This window comes from Thermobispora bispora DSM 43833, from assembly GCF_000092645.1.
GTDB classification, from domain to species: domain Bacteria; phylum Actinomycetota; class Actinomycetes; order Streptosporangiales; family Streptosporangiaceae; genus Thermobispora; species Thermobispora bispora.
Window position 1 is genome coordinate 2,165,331 of sequence record NC_014165.1, and the last position, 23,884, is coordinate 2,189,214.

17 protein-coding genes and 2 pseudogenes are annotated in these 23,884 nt (G+C 72.3%); 10 read left to right on the top strand and 9 right to left on the bottom strand.

The window, feature by feature from the left end:
• Positions 1-162: 162 nt before the first annotated feature.
• Entirely contained in the window at positions 163-1,581 is a 1,419-nt protein-coding gene (locus TBIS_RS09285) for a pyridoxal phosphate-dependent decarboxylase family protein (RefSeq protein ID WP_013132118.1), read from the top strand.
• Here TBIS_RS09285 and folP read toward each other — a convergent pair.
• Together folP and TBIS_RS09295 are read right to left on the bottom strand one after the other, a co-directional pair.
• Positions 1,572-2,486, bottom strand: a complete 915-nt coding sequence (folP, locus tag TBIS_RS09290; RefSeq protein ID WP_050760485.1) for a dihydropteroate synthase — start codon at positions 2,484-2,486, stop codon at positions 1,572-1,574. The genes TBIS_RS09285 and folP overlap by 10 nt on opposite strands.
• Entirely contained in the window at positions 2,479-3,402 is a 924-nt protein-coding gene (locus tag TBIS_RS09295) for a LysR family transcriptional regulator (RefSeq protein ID WP_013132120.1), read from the bottom strand. The genes folP and TBIS_RS09295 overlap by 8 nt, the downstream gene beginning before the upstream one ends.
• A gap of 304 nt (positions 3,403-3,706) precedes the next feature.
• Here TBIS_RS09295 and TBIS_RS09300 point away from each other — a divergent pair, with 304 nt between their 5' ends.
• The 4 genes from TBIS_RS09300 (at position 3,707) to TBIS_RS09315 (ending at position 8,251) form a co-directional block, all read left to right on the top strand.
• On the top strand, positions 3,707-4,825 hold the full coding sequence (locus TBIS_RS09300) for a neutral zinc metallopeptidase (protein WP_013132121.1): 1,119 nt from the start codon (positions 3,707-3,709) through the stop codon (positions 4,823-4,825).
• Positions 4,826-4,921: 96 nt separating this feature from the next.
• Entirely contained in the window at positions 4,922-6,541 is a 1,620-nt protein-coding gene (locus tag TBIS_RS09305; RefSeq protein WP_013132122.1) for an LCP family protein, read from the top strand.
• Between the two features lie 89 nt (positions 6,542-6,630).
• Positions 6,631-7,992, top strand: a complete 1,362-nt coding sequence (locus tag TBIS_RS09310) for a S8 family peptidase (RefSeq protein WP_041431407.1) — start codon at positions 6,631-6,633, stop codon at positions 7,990-7,992.
• A gap of 34 nt (positions 7,993-8,026) precedes the next feature.
• Positions 8,027-8,251, top strand: a complete 225-nt coding sequence (locus tag TBIS_RS09315; RefSeq protein WP_013132124.1) for a hypothetical protein — start codon at positions 8,027-8,029, stop codon at positions 8,249-8,251.
• Here TBIS_RS09315 and TBIS_RS09320 read toward each other — a convergent pair.
• A complete protein-coding gene (locus TBIS_RS09320) occupies positions 8,209-9,195 on the bottom strand; it encodes an ion transporter (RefSeq protein ID WP_013132125.1) in 987 nt (328 codons plus the stop codon). The genes TBIS_RS09315 and TBIS_RS09320 overlap by 43 nt on opposite strands.
• Positions 9,196-9,412: 217 nt before the next feature.
• Between TBIS_RS09320 and TBIS_RS19820 the strand changes: the two are divergent.
• Positions 9,413-9,541 (top strand): annotated as a pseudogene (locus TBIS_RS19820) (dihydrofolate synthase); the annotation flags it as partial.
• Between the two features lie 1,055 nt (positions 9,542-10,596).
• On the opposite strand, the gene TBIS_RS09325 reads toward TBIS_RS19820, so the two are convergent.
• From TBIS_RS09325 to TBIS_RS09345, 5 genes are read right to left on the bottom strand one after another with little or no spacing between them, the layout of a single operon-like run.
• Positions 10,597-11,628, bottom strand: a complete 1,032-nt coding sequence (locus TBIS_RS09325; RefSeq protein WP_013132127.1) for a LacI family DNA-binding transcriptional regulator — start codon at positions 11,626-11,628, stop codon at positions 10,597-10,599.
• 10 nt (positions 11,629-11,638) lie between these two features.
• Positions 11,639-13,255 (bottom strand): glycoside hydrolase family 13 protein, encoded by a 1,617-nt coding sequence (locus TBIS_RS09330; protein WP_013132128.1) that lies wholly within the window; start codon positions 13,253-13,255, stop codon positions 11,639-11,641.
• Positions 13,256-13,283: 28 nt separating this feature from the next.
• Complete coding sequence (locus TBIS_RS09335) at positions 13,284-14,120, bottom strand: sugar ABC transporter permease (protein ID WP_013132129.1); 837 nt, start codon at positions 14,118-14,120, stop codon at positions 13,284-13,286.
• A complete protein-coding gene (locus TBIS_RS09340) occupies positions 14,117-15,070 on the bottom strand; it encodes a carbohydrate ABC transporter permease (RefSeq protein WP_013132130.1) in 954 nt (317 codons plus the stop codon). Before TBIS_RS09340 ends, TBIS_RS09335 begins: the two co-directional genes overlap by 4 nt.
• Positions 15,060-16,367: an extracellular solute-binding protein gene (locus tag TBIS_RS09345; RefSeq protein WP_013132131.1), complete on the bottom strand. Its 1,308-nt coding sequence runs from the start codon at positions 16,365-16,367 to the stop codon at positions 15,060-15,062. Before TBIS_RS09345 ends, TBIS_RS09340 begins: the two co-directional genes overlap by 11 nt.
• A 397-nt stretch (positions 16,368-16,764) precedes the next feature.
• On the opposite strand from TBIS_RS09345, the gene TBIS_RS09350 reads away from it, so the two are divergent.
• Positions 16,765-17,934, top strand: coding sequence for an ABC transporter ATP-binding protein (locus tag TBIS_RS09350; protein WP_242384258.1), 1,170 nt, complete (start codon positions 16,765-16,767; stop codon positions 17,932-17,934).
• 150 nt (positions 17,935-18,084) lie between these two features.
• Here the strand turns inward: TBIS_RS09350 and TBIS_RS09355 are convergent, their stop codons facing one another.
• Positions 18,085-18,705, bottom strand: coding sequence for an ACT domain-containing protein (locus tag TBIS_RS09355; protein ID WP_013132133.1), 621 nt, complete (start codon positions 18,703-18,705; stop codon positions 18,085-18,087).
• Positions 18,706-19,042: 337 nt separating this feature from the next.
• On the opposite strand from TBIS_RS09355, the pseudogene TBIS_RS09360 reads away from it, so the two are divergent.
• The 3 genes and pseudogenes from TBIS_RS09360 to TBIS_RS09370 form a co-directional block, all read left to right on the top strand.
• Positions 19,043-20,392: pseudogene (locus TBIS_RS09360) on the top strand (sensor histidine kinase); the annotation flags it as partial.
• A 317-nt stretch (positions 20,393-20,709) separates the two neighbouring features.
• Positions 20,710-22,191, top strand: a complete 1,482-nt coding sequence (locus TBIS_RS09365) for a sulfatase family protein (RefSeq protein ID WP_013132135.1) — start codon at positions 20,710-20,712, stop codon at positions 22,189-22,191.
• A 314-nt stretch (positions 22,192-22,505) separates the two neighbouring features.
• Positions 22,506-23,849, top strand: coding sequence for an ABC transporter substrate-binding protein (locus TBIS_RS09370; RefSeq protein WP_013132136.1), 1,344 nt, complete (start codon positions 22,506-22,508; stop codon positions 23,847-23,849).
• Positions 23,850-23,884 lie beyond the last annotated feature (35 nt).

The following is a 23,884-nucleotide window of genomic DNA, read 5'->3' on the forward strand; positions in this document are numbered from 1 at the left end:
GCGGCAACAGTAGCCCAAACACGGCAAAGTTCATGGGCTTTCCCGGCAATCCGTCCGGCCACCGGGCCGTACCGCCCGGCGCCGGGCGGCGGTACGGTCGGGAAAGCCGCCCCGGCCGGGGCGGCGCCCCGCGCGCAGAGGAGACCTGTCGGAGGAGATCGGATGCTTCCCGAGCACGGTAAGCCGGTGCCCGAGCTGCTCGCCGAGCTGACGGCCGCCCGATCGGCCGACCTTCCGGTCGGCGGCGGGAAGGTGACCGCGTACGTGTACGACACCGGCCTGCCCGAGGTGCACGAGGCGGCGCGCCGGGCGTACCTGGAGCTCCTCGATGTCAACATGCTCGACCCGACCGTGTTCCCCAGCATGGTCGCGCTCGAGCGCGAGGTCGTCGCCGCCGCGGCCGAGCTGCTCGGCCGGCCGGGGGCGCCCGGGATCTTCACCAGCGGCGGCACGGAGTCGATCATGCTCGCGGTGAAGGCGGCCCGGGACGCCCGGCCGGAGGCGCGGCGGATCGTCCTCCCCGTGACCGCGCACCCCGCCTTCCACAAGGCCGCGCACTACCTGGGGCTGGAGGTGGTGCCGGTCCCGGTGGACCCGGAGACGTTCCGCGCCTCGGTCCCCGACGTCGAGGCGGCGGTGGACGAGCGGACCGCCCTGGTCGTGGCCTCCGCGCCGTCCTACCCGCAGGGGGTCGTCGACCCGGTGACGGAGATCGCGGCGATCGCGGCGGCGAAGGGCGTGCTCTGCCACGTCGACGCCTGCGTGGGCGGCTGGCTGCTCCCCTGGCTCCGCGAGGCGGGCGCGGACATCCCGCCGTTCGACCTCAGCGTCCCCGGGGTCACCTCGATCTCCTGCGACCTGCACAAGTACGGCTACGCGCCCAAGGGCGCTTCCGTGGTGCTGTTCGCCGACCCGGCGCTGCGCCGGAAGGCGTACTTCGCCTCGGCCGCCTGGCCCGGTTACCCGATCGTCAACGCGACCGCGCAGAGCTCCCGGTCGGCCGGGCCGCTCGCCGGGGCGTGGGCCACGCTGCGCGCCCTCGGCCGGGCCGGCTACCTGGAGCTCGCGCACCGCACGCTCGAGGCGACCCGGCGGCTGGTGAAGGGGGTGAGCGAGATCCCCGGCCTGCGGGTGCTCGGCACGCCGGAGGCGTCGCTGGTCGCGATCGCCGGCTCGCCCGAGGTGGACGTGTTCGTGCTCGCCGAGGAGGCCCGGCGCCTGGGCTGGTACCTGCAGCCGCAGCTCTCCTACGCCGGCATCCCGGCGAACGTGCACGTCACGGTCACCGGGGTCACGCTCTCCGGGGTCGACGCCATGCTCGAGGCGATCGCGTCGGCCGCGGAGGCCGCCCGGCGGCGGGGCCCGGCCCCCGTGCCGGAGGGCCTGCCCGAGCTGGTCGCCTCCCTCGACCTGGACGCGATCGGCGACGCCGAGTTCGCCGAGCTCGCCGCGTCGGTGGGCATCGACCTGCGCTCCCTGGGCGAGGGCCGGTCGGCGGCGGTCGACGCGCTGCTCGACGCGCTCGACCCGCGCACGAGGGAGGCCGTGCTCGTCCGGTTCCTCTCCGCGCTCTACTCCTGAGGGCGCGGCCCCCGGCCCTCGGCGGCGGGCCGCCCCGGGCCCCGGGCCGCGGCGGTGAGCCGGGCGACCACGCCGAGGGCCTTCCGCGCGCTCGCCGCGTCGTGGACGCGGAAGACCCGCGCGCCCTGGAGCGCGGAGACGGTGAGCGTGGCGAGGGTGCCGACGTGCCGCCGCTCCACGGGCAGCCCGCCCAGCGCCTCGCCGATGAAGTCCTTGTTCGACACGGCGACGAGGACCGGCCAGCCGGTGGCGACCAGCTCGCCGAGCCGCCGGCTCACCTCGAGCGAGTGCCAGGTGTTCTTGCCGAAGTCGTGGGCGGGGTCGATGAGGATCCGGTCCCGGGCGACCCCGGCGGCGGCCGCCCGCTCGGCGAGCGCGGTGGTGTAGCGGACCACGTCGGCCACGACGTCCTCGTACCCGATGCGGTGCGGGCGGGTGCGCGGCCGGAGCCGCCCCGCGTGGGCGCAGACCAGGCCGAGGCCGTGCTCGGCGGCGACCTCGGGGAGCGCGGGGTCCACCCCGCCCCAGGTGTCGTTGATCAGGTCGGCCCCGGCCTCGGCCACGACCTCGGCGACCTCGGAGCGCCAGGTGTCCACGCTGATGATCACGTCGGGGTGGCGCTCCCGGACCGCGGCCACCAGGCCCGCGACCCGGTCGATCTCCTCGGCGGGCCCGACCGGGTCGCCGGGGCCCGCCTTCACGCCGCCGATGTCGATGATGTCCGCCCCCTCGCCGATCAGCCGGGAGGCCGCGTCCAGGGCCGCCTGGAACGCGAAGGTGGCGCCGCGGTCGAAGAACGAGTCGGGGGTGCGGTTCACCACCGCCATGACGGCGAACTCGCCGGGGCCGAAGGAACGGCCGCGGAGACGGAGCACGGACCCTGGTCCGCGAGGCGCATCAGGCATCGAAGCCAAGCCTACCCGCGCGGATCTCCCGCGGGCCGCCGCCCGGCACCCGGCCCGATCCCGCTTCGGCGATGGCGAGGAAGTCCCGGGCCGCGTCGGGCAGCCGGCGCCGGGTGTGCACGACCGCGACGACCTTGCCCACCGGTGGGTCGAGGGACCGGACCACGAGGCCGGCGCAGCCGGACCGGTCGAGCAGGCGGCGGTACCACAGCAGCGACGCCCGGCCTTCCCGCACCACGCTCAGCCGGTCGTGCCCGGGCGGCTCGGCGGCCTCGACCGGGCGGACGCCGTACCGGGCGAACAGGTGCTCCAGGTCCCGGCGGTGCGGGCTGCCCGGGGCGGGCAGCGCGAGCGGCATCCCGTGCAGCCGGCTGACCGGCAGCGGGTCGGGGAGGTCGGCGTCCCGCGGCGCGACCAGCACGATCTCCTGGCGTTCGAACGGATGGCTCACCAGGTCGGCGGGGACCGGCAGCTCGGTGAGGCCGAGCTCCGCCCGCCGCCCGCGCAACGCGCTGACCACCCCGTCCCGGTCGCCGCAGCGCACGATCCGCACGCGCACCCCGGGGTGCTCGGCCGCGTAGGCGGGGAGCAGGCGCCCGGTGAGCCCGGGTTCGAGGAGGGGGGTCGCGGCGATGCGCAGTTCGGTTCCCCCGGCGCCGTCGCTCCGCGCCGCGAGCGCCTCGATCCGGTCGATCGCGTCGAGCGCCTCCTTGGCGAGCTTGACGACGGCGCGGCCCTGCGGGGTGACGGCGATCCCCCGGCCGGAGCGCGCGAACAGCGTGATGCCGAGTTCCCGCTCCAGGTCGCGGATCGCGCGGGACAGCGCAGGCTGCGCGACGTAGAGCGACCTCGCCGCATCCGTCATGGTGCGGTGTTCCGCGGTGGCCACCACATAGCGCAGCTGCTGCAGGTTCATGCGGAAAACGCTAGGGCAGAGCGGGCCGCCGATTCCCCGACATTCAAAAGATCACCCCGGCCGATTACCCACCGTTCTCTTCACGTCCTAGATCCACATGAGATGAAAAATCTGTATTCTTCTCCCGTCAATCTGCAAAGGGGGCAATGTAGGTAAAGGGGGCAATGTCGTGGTCTCGCAGTATCCTCCGCAGCCGCCGATGGGACGGCCTCCCTACGGGGCGGGCGGAGGATGGCAGGGCACCCCGCCGCCCGGTGGGCCGCCGGGCGGGATGTACCCGCCCCCTCCCGGAGCCGGGCAGCCGATGCCCGGGCCGTACCCCCCGCCGTACCCGCAGGGCGGTGCGCCGGCCGGCCCGCCCGGCCAGTACCCGCCGCCGCCACCGCCCGGGTGGGGACCGCACGCGCCCCAGCCGTACCTGCCGCACCCGGGAGCCCGGCAGCGCCGGCGGTCGGGCGCCGGCTCCGTGATCGGCGGCCTCATCGGGCTGATCTCCCTCGTCTTCGTCGGCCTCGCCGTGCTGGGCTCGCTCCTGGAGGAGGAGCCCGGCTCGGTGACCCCGATCAGCATGCCGACGGAGACCTACTCCCCCACCCGGGACGCCTACTCGCCGGAGCCCTACTCCCCCACGCCGGAGACCGGGTCGGCCACGCCCACGAGCGCGGTGCGCTCGAGCCCGGCCTCCACCCCGGCGCAGCGGGCGCGCCTCGACCGGTCCCTCACCAACAACACCCTCTACCGGGCCGGTGCGCTGCCGAAGACGAACTGCCGGGCGGGCAACGCGAACATCTACAACCACGCGCAGCTCAAGGCCCTGATCCTCAAGACGAGCCGGTGCATGGACCGGGCGTGGAGCACCGCGCTCAAGCGGGTGGGCATGCCGTGGTACCGGCCCGGCTACGCGATCGTGCAGACCAGGGGGCGGGGCGCCTGCGGCGACTACCCGGCGCGGGGGAGCAACGTGCCGTACTACTGCCCGGCGAACTCCACCATCTACGCCTCGACCTCGGCCGTCGCCCGGGAGTACGGCCCGCTCGGGTCGTGGCACGGGTTCATCGTCTCGTTGATGGCCCACGAGTACGGGCACCACGTCCAGAACCTGTCGGGCATCCTGCACGAGCGCTGGCGGCGGCACCTGAGCACCTCGTCGCAGAGCCAGCGGCTGCTGCTCAGCCGGCGGCTCGAGCTCCAGGCGACCTGCATGGCGGGGATGTTCATGCGCTCGGTGGAGGCCAGCTACCCGATCACCCCGGCCCGCCGCTCGGCGTTGCTGAACGCGTACAACTACCTCGGGGACAACCCGAGGGGCCCGCGGGACCACGGCAGCACCCGGAGCAACTACGCGTGGTTCCGGCAGGGGTACGTCCGGCAGAAGGCCTACCAGTGCAACACCTGGGTCATGCCAGCTTCAACGGTCTCATAACGGACATGCCCTGAAGCCATATCCTTCGTCTCGGTTGTCCAGATACGAGGGCTACAATCCATCCCCAAGCTCCACAGACGAAGAAGGCGGTGAAGCATGCGTGGCGGGGGCCCCGCTGACACGAGTGGCGGACACCCGGCGACGCTGTCCCACCCCGAGCGGCGGCCGGAACAGCCGGCCACCGGGCCCGAGCGGCCGGCCACCGGCCCCGGTCCCCGGGAACCCCGTTACGCCAAGCCGCTCACCACGGCCGCACTGATCGGCTGGACGGCGCTGTCCGCCGTGATCCCCGGAGCCGCCCACCTGCGGGCCGGGCACCGGCGCACCGGGTTCGCGCTGCTCGCCGTGTTCGGCGCGGTGCTGATCGCGGCGGTGGTCTACGGCCTGCGGTTCACCCGCGAGGCCGGGGCCGTCCTCCGGGCGAGCACCCTCAACCTGATCACGGTGGGCGCGGTGCTGTGCGCGCTCGCCTGGTTCGCCCTGGTCGTCGTGTCGTACATCACGCTCCGGCCGCAGGGGCTGTCGAGCCGCGGCCAGCTCGCCTCCGGCGTGGTGGCCGGCGTGCTGAGCGTGTCGGTGATGCTCCCGTTCGCCTTCACCGCGAGCACGATCAAGACCCTGAACGACACCCTGGACGCGATCTCCGTCACCCCCGGCGACGGCACCACGCCGTCTCCGGTCAAGGCGGAGGACCCGTGGAACGGGCGGCGGCGGCTCAACTTCCTCCTGCTCGGCGGCGACGCCGCCGGCAACCGGAGCGGCGTCCGCACCGACACCATGATCGTGGCGAGCGTCAACCTCGCCACCGGGAACACGGTGCTGTTCAGCCTCCCGCGCAACCTGCAGTACGTGCGCTTCCCGCCGGGCAGCCCGATGCACAAGCAGTTCCCGAACGGGTTCACCGCCGAGCAGGGCCTGCTCAACGCGGTCTGGTACTACGCGGACAACAACCCGCAGGTGATGGGCGGCCGCAACCGGGGAGCCCAGGCGCTCAAGGACGCGATCGGCTACACGCTGGGCCTGCACATCGACTACTACGCGATGGTCGACATGTACGGCTTCGCCCGCCTGATCGACGCTCTGGGCGGCCTGCGCATCCGGGTCCAGGAGGACATCAAGTGGGGCGGCCTCTACGGCACGGCCGGCACGATCAAGGCCGGCTACCGCAGGCTCAGCGGTGAGGAGGTGCTCTGGTACGGCCGGTCCCGGGTGGGCAGCGACGACTTCGCCCGGATGGGCCGGCAGCGCTGCATCATCGGCGCGCTCGTGCAGCAGGCCAACCCGGCGACGGTGCTCGCCAACTTCACCAAGATCGCCACGGCCACGCGGCACATGTTCCGCACCGACATCCCGCGCGACCTCTTCGAGCACCTCGTGCCGCTGGCGCTGAAGGTGAAGGACGCCAAGATCACGAGCGTCCAGTTCGTCCCGCCGTTGATCTACCCCGGCAACCCGGACTGGAACAAGATCCGCAAGATCACCCTGCAGGCGATCCGGGAGTCGGTCTCGGGCGGCGGCGCCGCCCAGGCGAGCGCCACGCAGCGCTCCACCGCCCAGGCGTCCCCGGGTACCCAGGCCCAGGCGCAGCGCACCCCCACCGTCCGGGCCCAGGAGACCCCCACCGCCCGGGCGCAGCGGACGCAGGACACGCCGCGGGAGACCCCGACCCCGCGCGACCAGGCGGCGCAGAACCTCGCCGAGGCCTGCGGCTTCTGACCGCGGAAATCCACGAACCGGTGGACGCGCGGTCACGTCGTGCCGCACTGTGGTGACGTTCCGTCACCCTCAGGCTCAGGTGGAGTGCCGTGCGCGTGCTCATCCAGCTTCGCCCGTCCCCGGACGTGGTGGCCGCGGTCGCCGACCCGTCGGCCGCGGTCGCCCCGGCCGATGTGGCGGACGGGCTGCCCGGGGTCGTCCTCGACGACGGGTTCCCGCCCGTGGCGGTGCCCCGCCCCATCCCCGCGGACCCCGGAGGCGACCCGCTCTCCCTCAACCAGCCGCTGCGCTTCTCGCTCGCCGCCGAGCACGCGTCCGTGCTCATCCGCGGCGAGATCGCCGACGACGAGGTCACCCCGCGCCTCACCCTGCTGCCCGCGACCCGGCGCGACGTGATCGCGGTCCACGCCGACCCGGTGATCGAGGCGGCCCCCACCTGCGGCGGTGACGGCCCGGTCGGCGACTGGCGCGACGTGGAGCGGCTGATGTGCGTGCCCGACCTCGCCGCCGAAGGGCTCGACGGCACCGGCGTCGCCCTGGCGATCGTGGACACGGGCATCGACACCGCCCACCTGAGCACCGTGCTCGACCGGCCGGTCACGGTCGACGAGCGGAGGAGCTGGAGCCCGGCCGGGGTGACCACCCCGCCGGGCCGGCACCGGCGCGGCCACGGCACCATGTGCGCCTTCGACGCGCTCATCACCGCTCCGCGGGCGCCCCTGCTCGACTACCCGGTCCTGCTGTCGCAGCGCCAGGGCGGCTCGGCCGTGGACGGGCTGCTCTCCGACGCGATCGCGGCGTACGCCCGGCTGCGGCAGGTGCTCGAAGAGCAGCCGCCCGAGTCGCGGGCGCTGGTGGTCAGCAACAGCTGGGGGTCGTTCTCCCCGCGGTGGGACTTCCCGCCCGGCCACCCGGGCAACTACTCGGACAATCCCGCCCACCCCTTCAACCTGATCCTCGCCAGCCTCGCCGAGGCCGGGGCCGACATCCTCTTCGCCGCCGGGAACTGCGGGCGGGAGTGCCCGGACGCCCGGTGCGCCTTCCCGGACCGGCCCATCACCGGGGCGAACTCCCACCCGCGGGCGCTCTCCATCGCCGGGGTCGACACCACCGGCAAGCGGGTCGGCTACTCCTCGCAGGGGCCGGGCCGGCTCGCCGAGCGGAAGCCGGACCTGTGCGCGTACACGCACTTCGCGGGCTCCCGCGCCTTCGGCGACTCCGAGCCCGACTCGGGCACGTCGGCCGCATGCCCGGTGGCGGCCGGGCTGGTCGCGGCGATCCGCACCCGGTGGCCGAGCACCGTGCTCTCCCCCGCCCAGCTCCGGACCCTGCTCCGCCGTACCGCGGATGACCGGAGCACCGTCGGGTACGACCACGACTACGGATACGGCATCGTGGACCCGGCCGGCGTGATCGCCGCCCTCCGCCGGCGGGCGGCGCGGGCGGCCTGATGGGGAGGACGGGCTGCGGAAGATCCTGATCACCGTGTGCCTCGCGGGCGAGCCGAGCGTGGAGTCGGCCAAGCGGGAGCTCGGCCTCGCCGACGACGAGGTGGACGACGCCTACGGGCTCGTCTGCGTCGACCCGGGGCGGCGGCTGTACGCCATGCGGGTCACCGAGGACGCCGGGCGCCGGGTGTGCGGACACGACCCGGCCGCCTCCGGCCCCTACTCCGACCCCTCGATCGCACCGTACGGGCGGGAGGACTGATCGCGCCTAGGGGTGGGCGGACCGATCGCCCCGTGCGGACGGGGTCCCCAGCGCCCGCCCCTCGATCGCACCTCACGAGCGGGAGACGCGCTCGTGCCGAGGAGCAGGCGGACCGATCGCCTCATGCGGGCAGGGAGGGAACGCGGCCGGGGCGGCACGGCGGCGGGCGGCCCGGCGTCCATGAACCGACCCGGCTCGCGGAGCTCCTCGCGGAGCTCCCTCAGCTCGGCGCGCAGGGCGGTGACCTCGGCGTAGATCGCGCTCTCCCGCGCCATCTCCTCCTCCATCGCGCTCACCACCACCGCGATGAAGAGGTTCAGCACCACGAACGTGCAGATCAGCACGAAGCCGATGAAGAACACCCAGGCCGAGGGGTGCTCCTCCATGACCTCCCTGGCCACGTCGGACCAGGCGTCCCCGGTCATGATCTGGAACAGGGTGAACAGCGACGTGGGAAGGTCGCCGAAGAGCTCGGGTGCGGTGGCGCCGTACAGCTTGGCGCCGATCACCGCCGCGACGTACAGCACCAGGCCGAGCAGCAGGATGATCGACGTCATGCCTGGGATGGCGTTGAGCAGCGCGGTGACCACCCGGCGCAGCGAGGGGATGACCGAGATCAGCCGTAGGGTGCGCAGCACGCGCAGCGCGCGGACCACGGAGATGCCGCCTCCGGCGAACGGCACCGACAGCCCGATGATCACCGTGTCGAAGATGTTCCACGGATCGCAGAAGAAGCGCAGCCGGTACGCGTAGAGCTTTGCGGCGAGCTCGGCGATGAAGACGCCCAGCGCGACGTGATCGATCGCGGAGAGGACCTCGCCATAGCGGACCACCACGTACGGCGAGGTCTCGGCACCGAGCACCGCGGCGTTCACCAGGATGACCGCGATGATGAACTGCTGGAACCGGTGCGACTCGACAACACGGCAGACGCGCTCTCGCACATGCGCTCCCGGGGATGCCTTCGCAAAATCGCCAAGATCGTAAGGGTAACAACCCTGTCTGACGCCGTTCGCGCGGTTCCGGTTCGGCGTCTCGATGCGGACGGGGCGCGCGAGCGCCGTGGGCCGCGCCGTTCCGGTGCCCGCCAACGCGGGCCGGGCCGATCCCGAGGCCGGGGAGCCCGGCCCGCGGTCACCCGCGCCACCCGGCCTCACGTCGATCGCCCAGGAGGAGGCCGGGATCGGCAAGCCGGGCGCGACGGCCGTCCTCGCCAGGCAGCGGCTTGCAGCCGCCGAGGTGCTGATGCGGCGCGTGGCCCAGGTCGGCGCCACGGTCGCGCGCGAGGGGACGGGACCGGCGGCCGCCGGGGCGCCGGCCCCGGGAGCGCACCCCGTTTCCGGTTCCCAACCATCCGCGGATTCGTCGGGACCAAAGTCCGTTGTTGCGCTGTCCGGCCGCTGATTACTGTCCGAAACGCCCGGGGAACACGGGCCCGGCAGGAGGAGGACCTCAGTGACGCATGGCGTGAGCGGTGCGGCCGCGCACCGGATCGGCGAGGCGGCGGACCGGATCGGCGGAGCCGGGCCGGCCGCGCCCGCGAGCACCGCTCCCGGGCTCGTCGTGATCATCGCTCGCGGCCGGGAGTACACTAAAGGCGTCGTCGAGGAGCAGGCCCTCACGAGCGCGGACACCGCGCTCCCGGCCTCCCGCCAGCGCTTTCTCCCCACCGCGCACCCCGCCGCACTGGCCGCCGTGCGGGGTACCGCGCCGTCCGGTGACCGCATGACCGACACCACCACGCCCGGGTCGTGGCGCGCCTGCGCGTGCGCCATCGGCACGGTGGGCGCCGTGCCGGCCGGGCACGGGCGGGCCGCGTCCCGGCGCGCCGGGCGGGGACCGGGACGATCCACCCCGGGACGGCCGACGCCTGCACCTCACGCACGCTCACGCGATCCGCGGACGATCGGTGGCGCCACCGGCTCGCCCGGTGCGATGGCCCGGCGGCGCGGGCGGCCCGAGCGGGCCGCCGGGAGCGGCGCCGTCCGGAGTCACGGCCTTGCCGATGCTGTAGCCGCCTACCTCGCAGGAACTGCGGGCGGAGTTCAGCCGGGGGCCGCGTTGCCGGTGAGCACCGGGACCGGTGCCGGTCCACGCCCTGGACGGGGCCGGGCGCCGCGCCGATCGGGATCGCGGCACGCGCCGGAATCGAAGGGGTCACGATACGGGGCCGCGACCGGCGGAGACGTTCCCCATCGAGGGAGGGCGGGCGGCGGAACGCTCAGGGCCGGGCGCGGGCCCCGGGGCTGCCGGGGCCGTCCCGGCCGGCGGCCACGGCGCGCCCCATGCGCCGAGGGCCGCACCACCCTGTGGCCGCGCCGGCCCCGCCGCGAGCGGGCCCGCGGTCAGCCGTGGGCGCGGTTCACCAGCGGCCCCGAGCCGGTGGAGCCGCGCACCACCAGCTCGGGCCGGTAGACCAGCTCCACGTGCCGGGCGGGGGTCCCGGCGATCTCCTCGAGCAGGGTCTCCACCGCGGCTGCCGCCATCGCCCCGATCGGCTTGCGCACGGTGGTGAGCGGCGGATCGGTGAACGCCATGAGCGGGGAGTCGTCGAACCCGACGACCGACACGTCCCCCGGAACCGACAGCCCGCGCTCCCGCACGGCGCGGATCGCCCCGAGCGCCATGAGGTCGCTCGCGCAGACGATTCCGGTGCAGCCGCGGTCGATGAGCACCGAGGCGGCGGCCTGGCCGCCCTCGACGGTGAAGAGCGAGTCCTGGATCAGCTCGTCGGCGTCGGTCACGCCGAGCAGCTCGGCCATGGTCTGCCGGAAGCCCTCGATCTTGCGGATGACCGGCACGAACCGCCGCTGCCCCACCGCCAGGCCGATGCGCTCGTGCCCCAGGTCCACCAGGTGCTGGACGGCGAGCCGGGCGGCGAGCCGGTCGTCCGGGGAGATGAACGGCGCCGGCACCGCCGCGTTGTACCCGTCCACGAGCACGATCGGGACGCCCCGGTCGATCAGCCGGAGGTAGCGGTCCATCCGGGCCGTGGTGTCGGCGTGCCGTCCGGAGACGAAGACGATCCCCGACACGCCCCGGTCGAGGAGCATCTCGGTGAACTCGTCCTCGGTCGCGCCCCCGGGCTCCTGGGTGCACAGGACCGGGGTGTAGCCGCGCTGGGTGAGCGCCCGCTCCACGGCCTGGGCGAACGCCGGGAAGATCGGGTTGCTCAGCTCGGGGATGACCAGGCCGATCAGGCCGTTACTGTGCTGCCGGAGCCGCTGGGGGCGCTCATACCCCATCACGTCGAGCGCGGCCAGCACCGCCTGGCGGGTGGCCGGGGAGACACCCGGCCTGCCGTTCAGCACGCGGCTCACGGTGGCTTCGCTGACCCCTGCCTGAGCGGCGATATCGGCAAGCCGGATGGTGCTCATGATCACTACCCTAGGCGTCGGACGCGGACCACCAGGTGGCCGAGTCGGGCGCGAGACGCACGGCGCCGCCGGCGTCCTCGGGCCGCTGGCTCGCGAGGAGCAGCGTACCGGGCCGGTGGCCGATCTCGATCCACTCCGGCGTCATGTTCACCAGGCAGGTCAGCGAGCGGCCGCGCCGGAACGCCAAGGTGCCGGCCGGGGCGTCCAGCCAGGTGAGCGTGCCGTCGCCGAGGTCGGGGTGCTCCCGCCGGATCCTGATCGCGGCCCGGTAGAGGTTGAGCGTGGAGCCCTCGTCCTTGAGCTGGGCCTCCACGCTGAGGTCCCGCCAGTCGCGCGGCATCGGCAGCCAGCTCTCGTACACCCCGGGCGGCGTGAAGCCGTACGGCGGCTCATCCGTGGCGGTCCACGGGATCGGGACCCGGCAGCCGTCCCGGCCGGCGCCGGGGCCGCGGAGCCGCTGCGGGTCGCGCTGGACCTCCTCCGGCAGGTCGAGCACCTCGGGCAGCCCCAGCTCCTCGCCCTGGTAGATGTAGGCGGAGCCGGGCAGGGCGAGCACGAGCAGCGCGGCCGCGCGGGCCCGGCGCAGCCCGACCTCGCCCCCGCCGTACCGGGTCACGTGCCGCTTGACGTCGTGGTTGGAGAGCACCCAGGTCGTGGGAGCGCCCACCATCGAGGCCGTGCGGATCGACTCGTCGATGACCCAGCGGAACGTGTCCGCGTCCCACGGGGCGCTGAGGAAGTGGAAGTTGAACGCCTGGTGGAGCTCGTCCGGGCGGATGTAGTTGGCGAGCCGCTCGGGCGAGGGCGCCCACGCCTCGGCCACCCCGATCCGCTCCCCGTCGTAGGAGTCGAGGATCCGCCGCCAGGAGCGGTGGATCTCGTGCACCCCGTCCTGGTCGAAGAACGGCACCGGCTTGGAGCCGATCATCTCCACGTGGCCGGGGAAGCCCACGTCCGGCAGGCCGGGCGCCTTCACCATGCCGTGGGCCACGTCGATGCGGAACCCGTCCACCCCCAGGTCGAGCCAGAACCGCAGCACGTCCTCGAACTCGGCGCGCACCTCGGGGTGCTCCCAGTTGAGGTCGGGCTGCTCGGGGGCGAACAGGTGCAGGTACCACTGCCCGTCCGCGACCCGCGTCCAGGCGGGCCCGCCGAAGACGGACTCCCAGTCGTTCGGGGGGAGCTCCCCCGACTCGCCCCTGCCGTCCCGGAAGATGTACCGCTCCCGCTCCGGGCTGCCGGGGCCGGCCTGCAGCGCGGCGACGAACCAGGGGTGGCGGTCCGAGGTGTGGTTGGGGACCACGTCGACGATGACGCGCAGCCCGCGCTGGTGGGCCTCGGCGATGAGCGCCTTGACGTCGGCGAGCGTGCCGAAGATCGGGTCGACGTCGCGGTAGTCCATCACGTCGTACCCGAAGTCGGCCATCGGCGACGGGTAGAACGGCGTGAGCCAGATGGCGTCGACGCCGAGCTCGGCGAGGTAGCGCAGCCGGCTGCGCACGCCGAGCAGGTCGCCGATGCCGTCGCCGTTGCCGTCGGCGAAGCTGCGCACGTACACCTGATAGATCACCGCGTCCCGCCACCATCGGGTGGCGGTCGGCTGCGGCCGGGCGGCGGGTTCGGTCATTGGGCTCCCCCCGAGAGTGTCGTGGTGGTCATGCCTTGGTGGCTCCGGCGGTGAGGCCGGTCACCAGGTGGCGCTGGATGAGCAGGAAGACGACGGCCGCCGGGACGGCGATGAGGACCGCCGAGGCCGTCAGCAGGCCCCACTCCGCCTTGTGCTGGCCGACGAACTGGCCGAGACCGACGGCGAGGGTGTACTTGTCGTCGCCGGTCATGAAGGCCGTGGCGTACGCGACCTCCGCCCAGGCGGTGAGGAAGGCGTAGAAGGCCGCGACCGCGAGCCCGGGCTTGGCGAGCGGCAGGATCAGCCGCCAGAACGTGCCGAACGGGGTGAGCCCGTCCACCCGGCCCGCCTCGTCGATCGACACCGGCACGGTGTCGAAGTAGCCCTTCATCATCCACGCGCAGAACGGCACGGTGGACGTGAGGTAGGCGATGATCAGCGACGGGAACCGGTTGATCAGCCCCAGCCCGGCCATGAGGTTGTAGATCGGCACGATCAGGATGGCGACGGGGAACATCTGCGTGATCAGCAGCATCCACATGATCGACCGATGGCCGGGGAACCGGAAGCGGCTCACCGCGTATCCGGTGGACGCCGAGAGCAGCACCCCGATCACCGCGGTGGCCGCGGCGACCAGGAGCGAGTTGACGGTCCAGGTGAGGAACTTGGTGTTCCCGAGCACCTGCGCGTAGTTGTCGAGCGTGGCCTGCTCGAACGGCCGGAGCGAGGCCGACTCGATGACGGCCCGCGGCTTGAACGACGTGAGCACGAGCCACGCCACGGGGAAGACCGCGATGAGGCTCGCCGCGCACAGCGTCAGGTGCAGGGCGATCGACTTGAGCGGGCTCCGCCGCGTCCCTCTCACCACGCCTCCCCCTGACGGCTCAGCGCCCGGCGGTAGGTGGCGGCCATCACGATGAGCAGGGCGAGGATCACCATGCCCCACGCGGCGGACGCCGAGTAGTTCCTGATCCCCTCGAAGGCCTCACGGTAGGCGTAGGTCACCAGGATCTCCGTGGCTCCGGCCGGTCCTCCCTTGGTGAGCAGGAAGATGACCGGGAACTGGTTGAAGGTCCAGATGGTGCCGAGCAGCACCACGGTGCGCGTCACCGGGCTCAGCCCGGGCAGGGTGATGTGCCGGAACCGCTGCCACGGCGACGCGCCGTCGACCTCCGCGGCCTCGTACAGCTCGCGCGGGATGGCCTGCAGGCCGCCCAGCATGGCGAGCATCATGAACGGCACGCCGAGCCAGACGTTGCAGGCGATGACCGAGACCTTGGCCCAGAACGGGTCGTCGAGCCAGCTGATCCCCGGGAGCCCTGCGGCCCGGAGCATCGCGTTGACCACCCCGAACTCGCCGTTGAGCAGGTACCGCCAGATGAACGCGGACACGAAGCTCGGGATGGCCCAGGGCAGCACGAGCAGCACCCGGTAGCCCGCGCGGAACCGCATCGGCCGGTTGAGCAGGAGCGCCAGGCCCAGCCCGATGCCGACGTGCAGCGCCACGCAGACCACCGTCCAGACGATGGTCCAGGCGAGGCGCTCCAGGAAGGTGGCCGAGGTGAGGATCTCCACGTAGTTGCGGAGGCCGACGAACTCGTACGTCGGGGGGATGACGTTCATCCCGATCGTGCGGCCCATGGTGGCCTCGGTCGCGTCGGTGAGCGACAGGTAGATGCCACGGGCCAGCGGGTAGCCGACGAGCACGAGCGTGACGATGACCACCGGCGCGGTCATCGCCCAGGCGTACCAGTGCCGGGCGAGGAGCCGCACCCGGGGTGCGGCCCCTCGCCCGGCGACGACCTCAGCCGTCATCCCTCACCGGCTCCAGCCCCTTGAGGATCCCCTGGTACTCCGCGGCGACCTCCTCGAGCATCTGCTCGGCGGTCGCCTGGCCGCCGGCGAGCTTCTGGTACCCCTCGAGGAGCGGCTGGAAGAGCGAGGCCGCCTCGGGGATCCACGGGCGCTCGACCGCCGACTCGATCGGCTTCTGCCACTGGACGACCTGCGGGTTGGCCTTCGCCTCCGGCAGGTCGTACGCGGAGGCGCGGGTGGGGAGCAGGCCGAGCCTGCCGGCGATCTTCGCCTGGCTCTCCTTGCTCGCCATGAACCGGATGAACAGGTAGGCGGCGTCGAGGTTCTTCGAGCCCGCGTACACGGCGTAGTCGTGGCCGCCCACGGGGGCGCCGGAGCGGACCGAGCCGGACGGGACCGGGGCGATGCCGAGGTTGTCCGGGTTGTCCTTGAACACCTTGCCGCTGAGGTTGTCGGCGTTCGACCACGGCCCGTTGAAGATCATCGCGACCTTGCCCTCCTTGAAGGCCGTGGCGACCGTGGTGTAGCTGTCCTGGAGCACGGGCTTCGCGGCCGCGCCCGACTTGATCAGATCCTCCACGATCTTGACGCCCTGGACGGCCTGCGGCGCGGCGATGGTGATCTTCTTGCCGGCCGCGTCGACGAGGTCGCCGCCCTCGCCGTAGATGAACGGCAGGAGGAAGTAGGAGTCGATGTTGAGCGCGAGGCCGTCGGCCCCGGTCTTCTCCTTGACGTCGAGCGCGACCTGCTTCAGCTCGGCCATGGTGGCCGGGGGCGCGTCGTGGCCCGCCTTCTTGAGCAGCTCCTTGTTGTAGAGCAGGCCGAGCGTGTCGGTGACCTGGGGGACGGCGTAGGTCTTGCCGTTGTACCGGCCGCTCGCCGCCGGGGTCGGCAGGAAGTCCTGCGGATCGGCGATGGCGGGGGTGCCGTCGAGCGGGGCGAGGTAGCCGAGCGAGGCGAACTCCGCCACCCAGCCGACGTCCGTGCGCAGCACGTCGGGCGCGCCGGCGCCGGACTGCGCGGCGGTCTTGAACTTGTCCCGCGCGTCGGCGAAGGGCACGTTGACGTAGTTGACCTTGATCTTCGGGTACTTCGCCTCGAACTCCTTGACCAGCTCCTGGAAGACCGGGGCCTCCGTGGTGGCGTCGGAGGTGTCCCACCAGGTGATCTCGCCCGAGACCTCACCGGGCGCCTTGCTCGGTGCAGTGGCCGGATCGGTACCGGCGGTGCCGCCGCAGGCGGTGGCCGCCAGTGCGAGGGCCGCGGCGATCGCCGCGGCGGAGATGACTCGCCGCATAGGTGCTTGCACTCCTCAGACCAGGGTTTGCGCACCGGAAGGTAACGCAATCACGGCCCTGCATGAAAGGTTTTCTGCAAGTTTCAGCAAAGTTGTGACAAGGTTGCCATATTACGGCTACCTGGAACTCCAACTGCGCTGCGTGCAAGGTCCGCTACGTCAAACGCGCAACGTTGTTAACAGTTGATCAGCGTTTCGTATGACATGTATGGACATGACCAGCGGGACGCGGTGTACTACCACATCATCCCTGTGGCCGAGGATCCGGGCGTTATGCCCGGGAGGAACGAGCTTCATGAGCACCGTCGTCCTCGAAAATGTGACAAAGGTATATCCGGGGGGATTCGTCGCCATAGACCGGATGAATCTCCGCGCAGAAGAGGGAGAGCTCCTCGTCTTGCTGGGACCCTCCGGCTGCGGTAAGTCGACCCTGCTCCGGATGATCGCCGGCCTAGAGGAGATCACCTCCGGTTCCCTGTGGCTGGACGGGCGGTTGGCCAACGACCTCACGCCACGGGAGAGAAACGTGGCCATGGTCTTTCAGAGCGGAGCGCTCTACCCGCACCGGACCGTGCGCGGCAACCTTTCCTTCCCATTGGAGATCGCCGGCGTCGAGGTCCCGGAGATCCGGGAGCGGGTGGAGGCGCTCGCCAAGGCGCTGCAGATCGAGGAGACCCTCGACCGCCGCCCCCACACCCTCTCCGGCGGCCAGCGTCAGCGGGTGGCCATGGGCCGCGCCATCCTGCGCCAGCCGTCGCTGTTCCTGATGGACGAGCCGCTGTCCAACCTGGACGCCGGCATGCGCACCGAGCTGCGCATGGAGATCTCCTCCCTGGTACGGTCGCTCGGCATCACCACGATCTACGTGACCCACGACCAGGTGGAGGCCCTCTCCCTGGCCGACCGCATCGCGATCATCAACCGCGGTGTGCTGCAGGACATCGGCACCCCGGCGCAGGTCTACAACGACCCGGCGACCGCGTTCACCGCCGCCTTCCTCAGCTCGCAGCAGCTCAACCTGCTCGCCGCGACCGTGCGGACCCCGCAGAACCAGTACGTCCTGCTCGACTTCGGGCCGAGTCAGATCGTCATCCCCTGGACCGATCCGCGGGCGTACGCGGTGTCGCGGCACACGGGGATGCAGATCATCGTCGGCATCCGGCCGGACGTGCTCGTCCCCGTGTCCGACCAGGCCGAAGGGCCCACGCTCGTCGGCCGGGTCCGCACGCTCGAGTACCACGGGCACGAGTGGCTCGCCTTCCTCGAGGCCGGCATCCCGGCCGTGAGCGTGCCGCAGCCGCCCGACCAGCGCCGCCATCTCATGGCCGGCACCACCGGCAAGGCGCGCTCGCTCATCCGCCGCATGCTCGGCCGCGAGAACGGCGCCGCGGCTCAGCCACCCTCGGCGTCCGCCCCCGCCGGCTCACACCGCCGCGCCGACCTCATCGTACGGCTGAGCAGCCGGCCGGCCTGGCGGGTGGGCGAGTACGCGCGCGTCGCCGTCGACGTCGCCCAGCTCATGCTGTTCACCATGGACGGCGCCCGCATCGACCCGCCGCGCCGCTGATCGGGTGACCGGTCCGCGGCACCGTCGCGCCGGATCTCCGGCATCCCGCTCCGCTCATCTCGGCGAATCCGCCACAGGGACGCGCCGTCACCGCCTCGCCGTAGCGGCAAGGCCCGCGCGGGTAGGCGCCCCGGCGAGCCGTCCCTCGCGTCACGCCGTCCGGCTCAGATCCCAGCCGGCGAGCAGGCCCACGATGTCGACCAGGCGCGTGATCCGGTCGAGCTCGGCCCGGTGGAAGGCGGGCCCCTGCGATCGCGCAACCACGAGGTACGCTCCGTTCAGCGGCACGCTCGCGATGTGGAGCCCTGCCTCGCTGATCGCGACGGGGCGCATCGGGGTGAGCTCGGCGACGGGCACCCGGCCGGGGAACTGCCAGCTCCCGTGCAGGACCGAGCCGGTGGCCGGCTCCAGCGCGGCGGCCCAGTCCGCGCCGAGCAGGTCGGGCATCGCGTCGACGAGGATGATCACCGCCCGGTCGGGATCGGCCGCGATGTGCCCGAGCACGTCGTAGTCAGGGGAGCTGCCCGGCACGTTGCGCGTGGGCCACACCCCTTCCACCCGGACACCGGGGAGCAGGCCGATCCGCTCACCCAGCTCCGACGGCGCGGCGCGCCCCGGCCAGGAGACCGTGAAGTCGTCGACCGCGCGCCCCGCCTGGCGTTCCAGCACGGTCATCTGCAGGATGTCGGCGCCCATCAGCCCGAAGGCCCGGGCCACCTGGCCGAGCGCCCCCGGCCGATCCGGGAGCGAGACCCGTAACCGCAGGAGCATGCGCATCACCTCCTCCGACTGCGACACATCCGACAGTGCCGGAGGCACGTTTCGCGGATGTTACGCCCGTCCGTATCCGGATGACGAAAGAAGTCGGCAAATTTCTGCCCGCTTGCACGGGGTCCGGATGCGCCTCGGCCCCGTGGCCGCGCGCCGGCGTCCGGCCTACGCATCCGGCGCATGACGGGCGCCGTCCCGCGCCGTGGGCGGCGATGGCGCGGGACAGGCGGAGCATCATGCCCCCTGGGCAGATCTTCATGCGCGTTTTGAGCAATCTTGACGATCGCTTTCCGATCTCCGGAATCTTCCTCGAGATGCCCGCAAGTAGCCTCGGGGCATGCCCCTCCCCTGGCGATGCGGGTGGTCGTTCCGAGCCCGTCTGACACTGATCGGCACTCTCGTCGCGGCGCTGGTGCTCATTCCCGCCGTGATCGCGGCGCATATCATCGTGCGCTACTCCATCGTCCGGGACATCGAGGCGGACAGCATCGCGACGGCGACCAGGGTCGCCGCCGAGGTCCGATCCGGCGGGCTGCCCTCCTCCCTGCGCCCCGACCGGAACGGCATCGATCTCATCGAGGTGGTCGACGCCCAGGGGCGGACCATCGCGGCCACCCCGGCGGCCGGGCGGCTCTCCGTGCTGACCCCGTTACGCCCCACGCCGGAGAACACGACCGTGAGCACCACCACCTGCGCGCTGCCGGAGCGCCGGTGCGTCCACCTCGCCGCGGTCCGGGTCACCCCCGGCGACGGCTCCCCCGTGGTGTACGCCGGGCGCAGCTCCCCATCGCTCCTCGGCTCCCTGCCGCCGGCCCCCTTGCTCCTGCTGCTGTCCGTCGCGCTCTGCGGGCTGATCGCCCTGGCCGCGTGGCGCTCGGCCGGGCGGCTGCTGCGCCCGGTCGCCGCGATCCGCTCCGAGCTGGCCGAGGTGGGCCGGGCCGGCGCGGCCTGCCGGCTCCGCGAGCCCCCGGGGGACGACGAGATCGCCCGGCTGGCCCGGACCGCGAACGACGCGCTCGCCCGCCTGGAGAAGTCCATCCAGCAGCAGCGGCGGTTCGCCGCCGACGCCTCGCACGAGCTCCGCACGCCGATCGCCGGGATCCGCGCGCAGCTCGAGTGCGCCCGGCTGCACCCCGAGGACACCGCCGAGGCGGTCGAGGCGGCGCTCCGCGACACCGATCGGCTCGAGTCGCTCGTCTCCGACCTGCTCCTGCTGACACGGATCGGGACCACGCCGAAGGACGCCTGGGAGCCGATCGATCTCGGGCAGCTCGCCCGTGCCGAGCTCGCCCGCCGGTCGGGGAAGGCACGGGTGGAGGACGATCTCGCCCCCGGGGTGGTGGTGAGCGGGCTGCCCTCCCAGCTCACACGGATGCTCGCCAACCTGCTCGACAACGCCGAACGGCACGCCGCCTCGGTGGTACGGGTCCGGGTCGCGCGGAGCGGGGACGAGGCCGTGCTCTCCGTGTACAACGACGGCAAGCCCATCCCCGAGGCCGACCGGGAACGGCTCTTCGAACCCTTCTACCGGACCGACCCGGCGCGGAGCCGGACCAACGGCGGGACCGGCCTCGGCCTCGCCATCGCCCGCGAGGTGGTGCAGGCCCACGGCGGCACCATCCGGGTGGAGGACACCGGCGGCGCGGGGGCGCTCTTCGTGGCCCGGCTGCCGCTCGCCGAGCACCGGGACGAGCCCGGGGTCACCGCCCCGGCGGCGGCCGGGACGGGCATCCGGCCGCTCGCCCTCCGCCGGCGCGGTCACCGCTAGGGCCGGGCGGCCGCCGGCATGTCACCGCCACGGCCGCGGCCCGGGCCACCGGCATGCCGCGGACGGCGCCCGGGCCGCCCGCGTGCCACCGGACGCCATCCCAGACCACCCGGCGCTCCGCGGTCGCCGCTCCGGGACATCGGCACGCCATGGTGGCCACCCCGGGCCATCTCGGCTACTTTCTGTGATCGGCCTGTCACGATATGAAGGTTCCCGCTCGCCGACCGGTGGTGATCATGAAGCGCGTCTCCCCGTCCCGCAGGCTCCGCGGGGCATGCGGCATCCTCACGGTCCTCGTCCTGTGCCTCGCGCTGGGGTTCCCGGCGACGGCCGCGGACCGGCCGGCGGACCGGCGGCCGAACATCGTGTTCATCCTGGCCGACGACCTCGACGCCGCGAGCCTGCCCAGGCTGCCGAACATCATGAACCTGCTGGTGCGGCAGGGCGCCACGTTCACCCGCTACTACGTGACCAACCCGTGGTGCTGCCCCTCCCGGTCGTCGATCCTCCGCTCCCAGTACGTGCACAGCCACGACGTGGTGAGCAACCGGCCGCCCACGGGCGGGTTCCCGCGCTTCCGCCCGCTCGAGCACTCCACGGTGGCCACCTGGCTGCACGACGCGGGCTACCGCACCGGCCTGCTCGGCAAGTACCTCAACCAGTACCCCAAGGGCGCGGACCGCCGGTACATCCCGCCGGGCTGGGACGAGTGGGCGGTGCCGGTGACCCGGCTCTACCAGGAGTACGGCTACGCGCTCAACGACAACGGCCGGATCCGCAAGTACGGCGAGGCCCCGGAGGACTACCTCGAGGACGTGCTGAGCGCCAAGGCGAACGCGTTCGTCTCCGGTGGCGGGCCGTTCTTCCTCTACCTCGCGCCGGTCGCGCCGCACCTGCCGGCGAACCACGCGCCCCGGCACGCGTCCGCCTTCGCCGGGGAGATCGCGCCCCGCACGCCCTCGTTCGACCAGGCCGACCTGTCCGCCGAGCCGCGATGGCTCCGGGAGCGGCCGCGGCTGACCGACCGGGACATCCGGCGGATCGATCGCGTCCACCGGAACCGGCTCCGCGCCATGCTCGGCATCGACGACATGGTGGGCGCCCTGATCGCCGCGCTCGAGCGGGCGGGCCGGCTCGACGACACGTACATCTTCTTCACCTCGGACAACGGGTTCCACCTCGGCCAGCACCGGCTGCGGCCGGGCAAGACGACCCCGTTCGAGGAGGACATCCGGGTCCCGCTCGTGGTGCGGGGGCCGGGGATCGCCCCGGGCACCACGATCGACGCGCCGGCCTCGGCCGTGGACCTCGCGCCGACGTTCGCCGACCTCGCCGGGGCCAGGGTGCCGTCGTACGCGGAGGGCCGCTCCCTGGTCCCGCTGCTGCACGGGCGGAAGGTGCCGTGGCGGGAGAGCGTGCTGGTGGAGTTCGTCCACGCCGACTACTCCCCGCAGAGCCCGCCCACCTACGCGGTGCTCCGGGCCGGCCGGTACAGCTACGTGGAGTACGAGACCGGCGAGCGGCAGCTCTACGACCTGGTCGCCGACCCGCACCAGCTCCGCAACCTCGCGGCCACCGCCGACCCGGCCCTGCTCACCGCGCTCTCGGTCCGGCTGCGGCTCCTGCGCCGCTGCTCGGGGGCCGGGTGCCGGATCGCGGACGCGCTGCCCCTGCCCCGCGCGGTTCTGATCGACGACGGGGCGCCGATCGGGGAATGAGCCGCCGGTCGTTCCGGTGCGTCGTTTCCCACCGATCGCGGGTAACAGTGGTCCGAATCCCATTCCATCCCACATCAAGTGGGAGCGCTCCCAATGTCCGGTCTGTAACACAAAAACGCTGAATACGACGCTTGGCGAGTAAGCCGTAACAATCAGGTATCGCCGTATTGACGCGGCTTCCGCTCATGGTGGACTCTCGTGGGAGCGCTCCCAAATAGCGCTGACTGACCTTCGATCACAGGCCGCGCGTTCGGGGACCGGCCTGGGATTCCCTCCCATTGATGATTCGGACCACCACCTGAGAGGGGTCGGGAATGATCGACAAGTCGCGCCGCGGCAGAAGGCTCGCTGTCGCGGTGGCGGCGACGCTGGCCCTGGGCGTCACCGCCGCCTGCGGCTCCGACAACAGCAGCTCGCGCTCGTCCTCGGACGATTCGTCCAAGGGTCCGGTCACCATCACCGTGCAGACCTTCGGCGGTGGCAAGAACTTCGGGTTGCAGGAAGCGATCGAGAAGTGGAACGCCACCCACACCGATATCAAGATCAAGCACGAGAACCTGACCGACCAGTTCGAGCAGATCTACTGGCCGCAGCTCATCCAGCAGCTCCAGTCCGGCGCCGGCGCGGGTGACGTCGTCGGCATCGAGGAGGGCGGCATGGGCCTCGCCAAGGCGCACCCCGAGTGGTGGGTCGACCTCGGCGAGTACGGCCTGACCAACCGCCAGTCGGACTTCCCCGCCTGGAAGTGGGAGAACGGCATCACCACCGACGGGAAGCTGTTCGCCCTCGGCACCGACATCGGCGGCATGAGCCTGTGCTACCGCCGCGACCTCTTCGAGAAGGCCGGGCTGCCGTCCGACCGCGAGGAGGTCAGCAAGCTCTGGCCCACCTGGGACGACTTCATCGAGGTCGGCAAGAAGTTCCAGGAGAAGATCAAGGACACCAAGTTCGTCGACGGCACCAACACGCTCTTCAACGTCGTGCTGGTGCAGGAGGCGGCGAAGCACGGCAACGTCACCTACTTCGACCGCAACAACAACCTGATCATAGACCAGAACCCGGCGGTGAAGACCGCGTTCGACTTCGCCGTGAGGATCAGCAAGGAGGGCCTCACCGCGAAGCTGCGCAACTTCACCGACGAGTGGTTCACCGGGATGAAGAAGTCGCAGTTCGCCACGCTCGGCTGCCCGTCCTGGATGCTCGGCGTGGTGAGCGGTGACAACGCGGCCGGCCCCGAGCTGAAGGGCAAGTGGGACGTGGCCGCGGTGCCCGGCGGCGGCGGCAACTGGGGCGGCTCGTGGCTCGCCGTGCCGAAGCAGACCAAGCACCCGGCCGAGGCCGCCAAGGTGGTGGACTACCTCACCAGCAAGGAAGCCCAGGTGAGCGTGTTCACCTACGCGGGGAACATGCCGAGCAACATCCAGGCTCAGCAGGACCCGGCGGTCCAGAACGCCACGAACGAGTACTTCAACAACGCCCCGATCGGCGAGATCTTCGCCAAGTCGGCCTCTTCCCTGCAGCCCGTCTTCCTCGGGATCAAGCACGCGCAGGTGAAGAACGCCGTCGAGTCGGTCATCTCGGCCATCGACGACGGCTCGGTGCCGTACGACCAGGCCTGGGAGAAGATCGTCGACGACGCCAAGAAGGCCGCGAGCTGAGACCCGCGGCCAGGTGAGCACCGGCCCGTGACGGC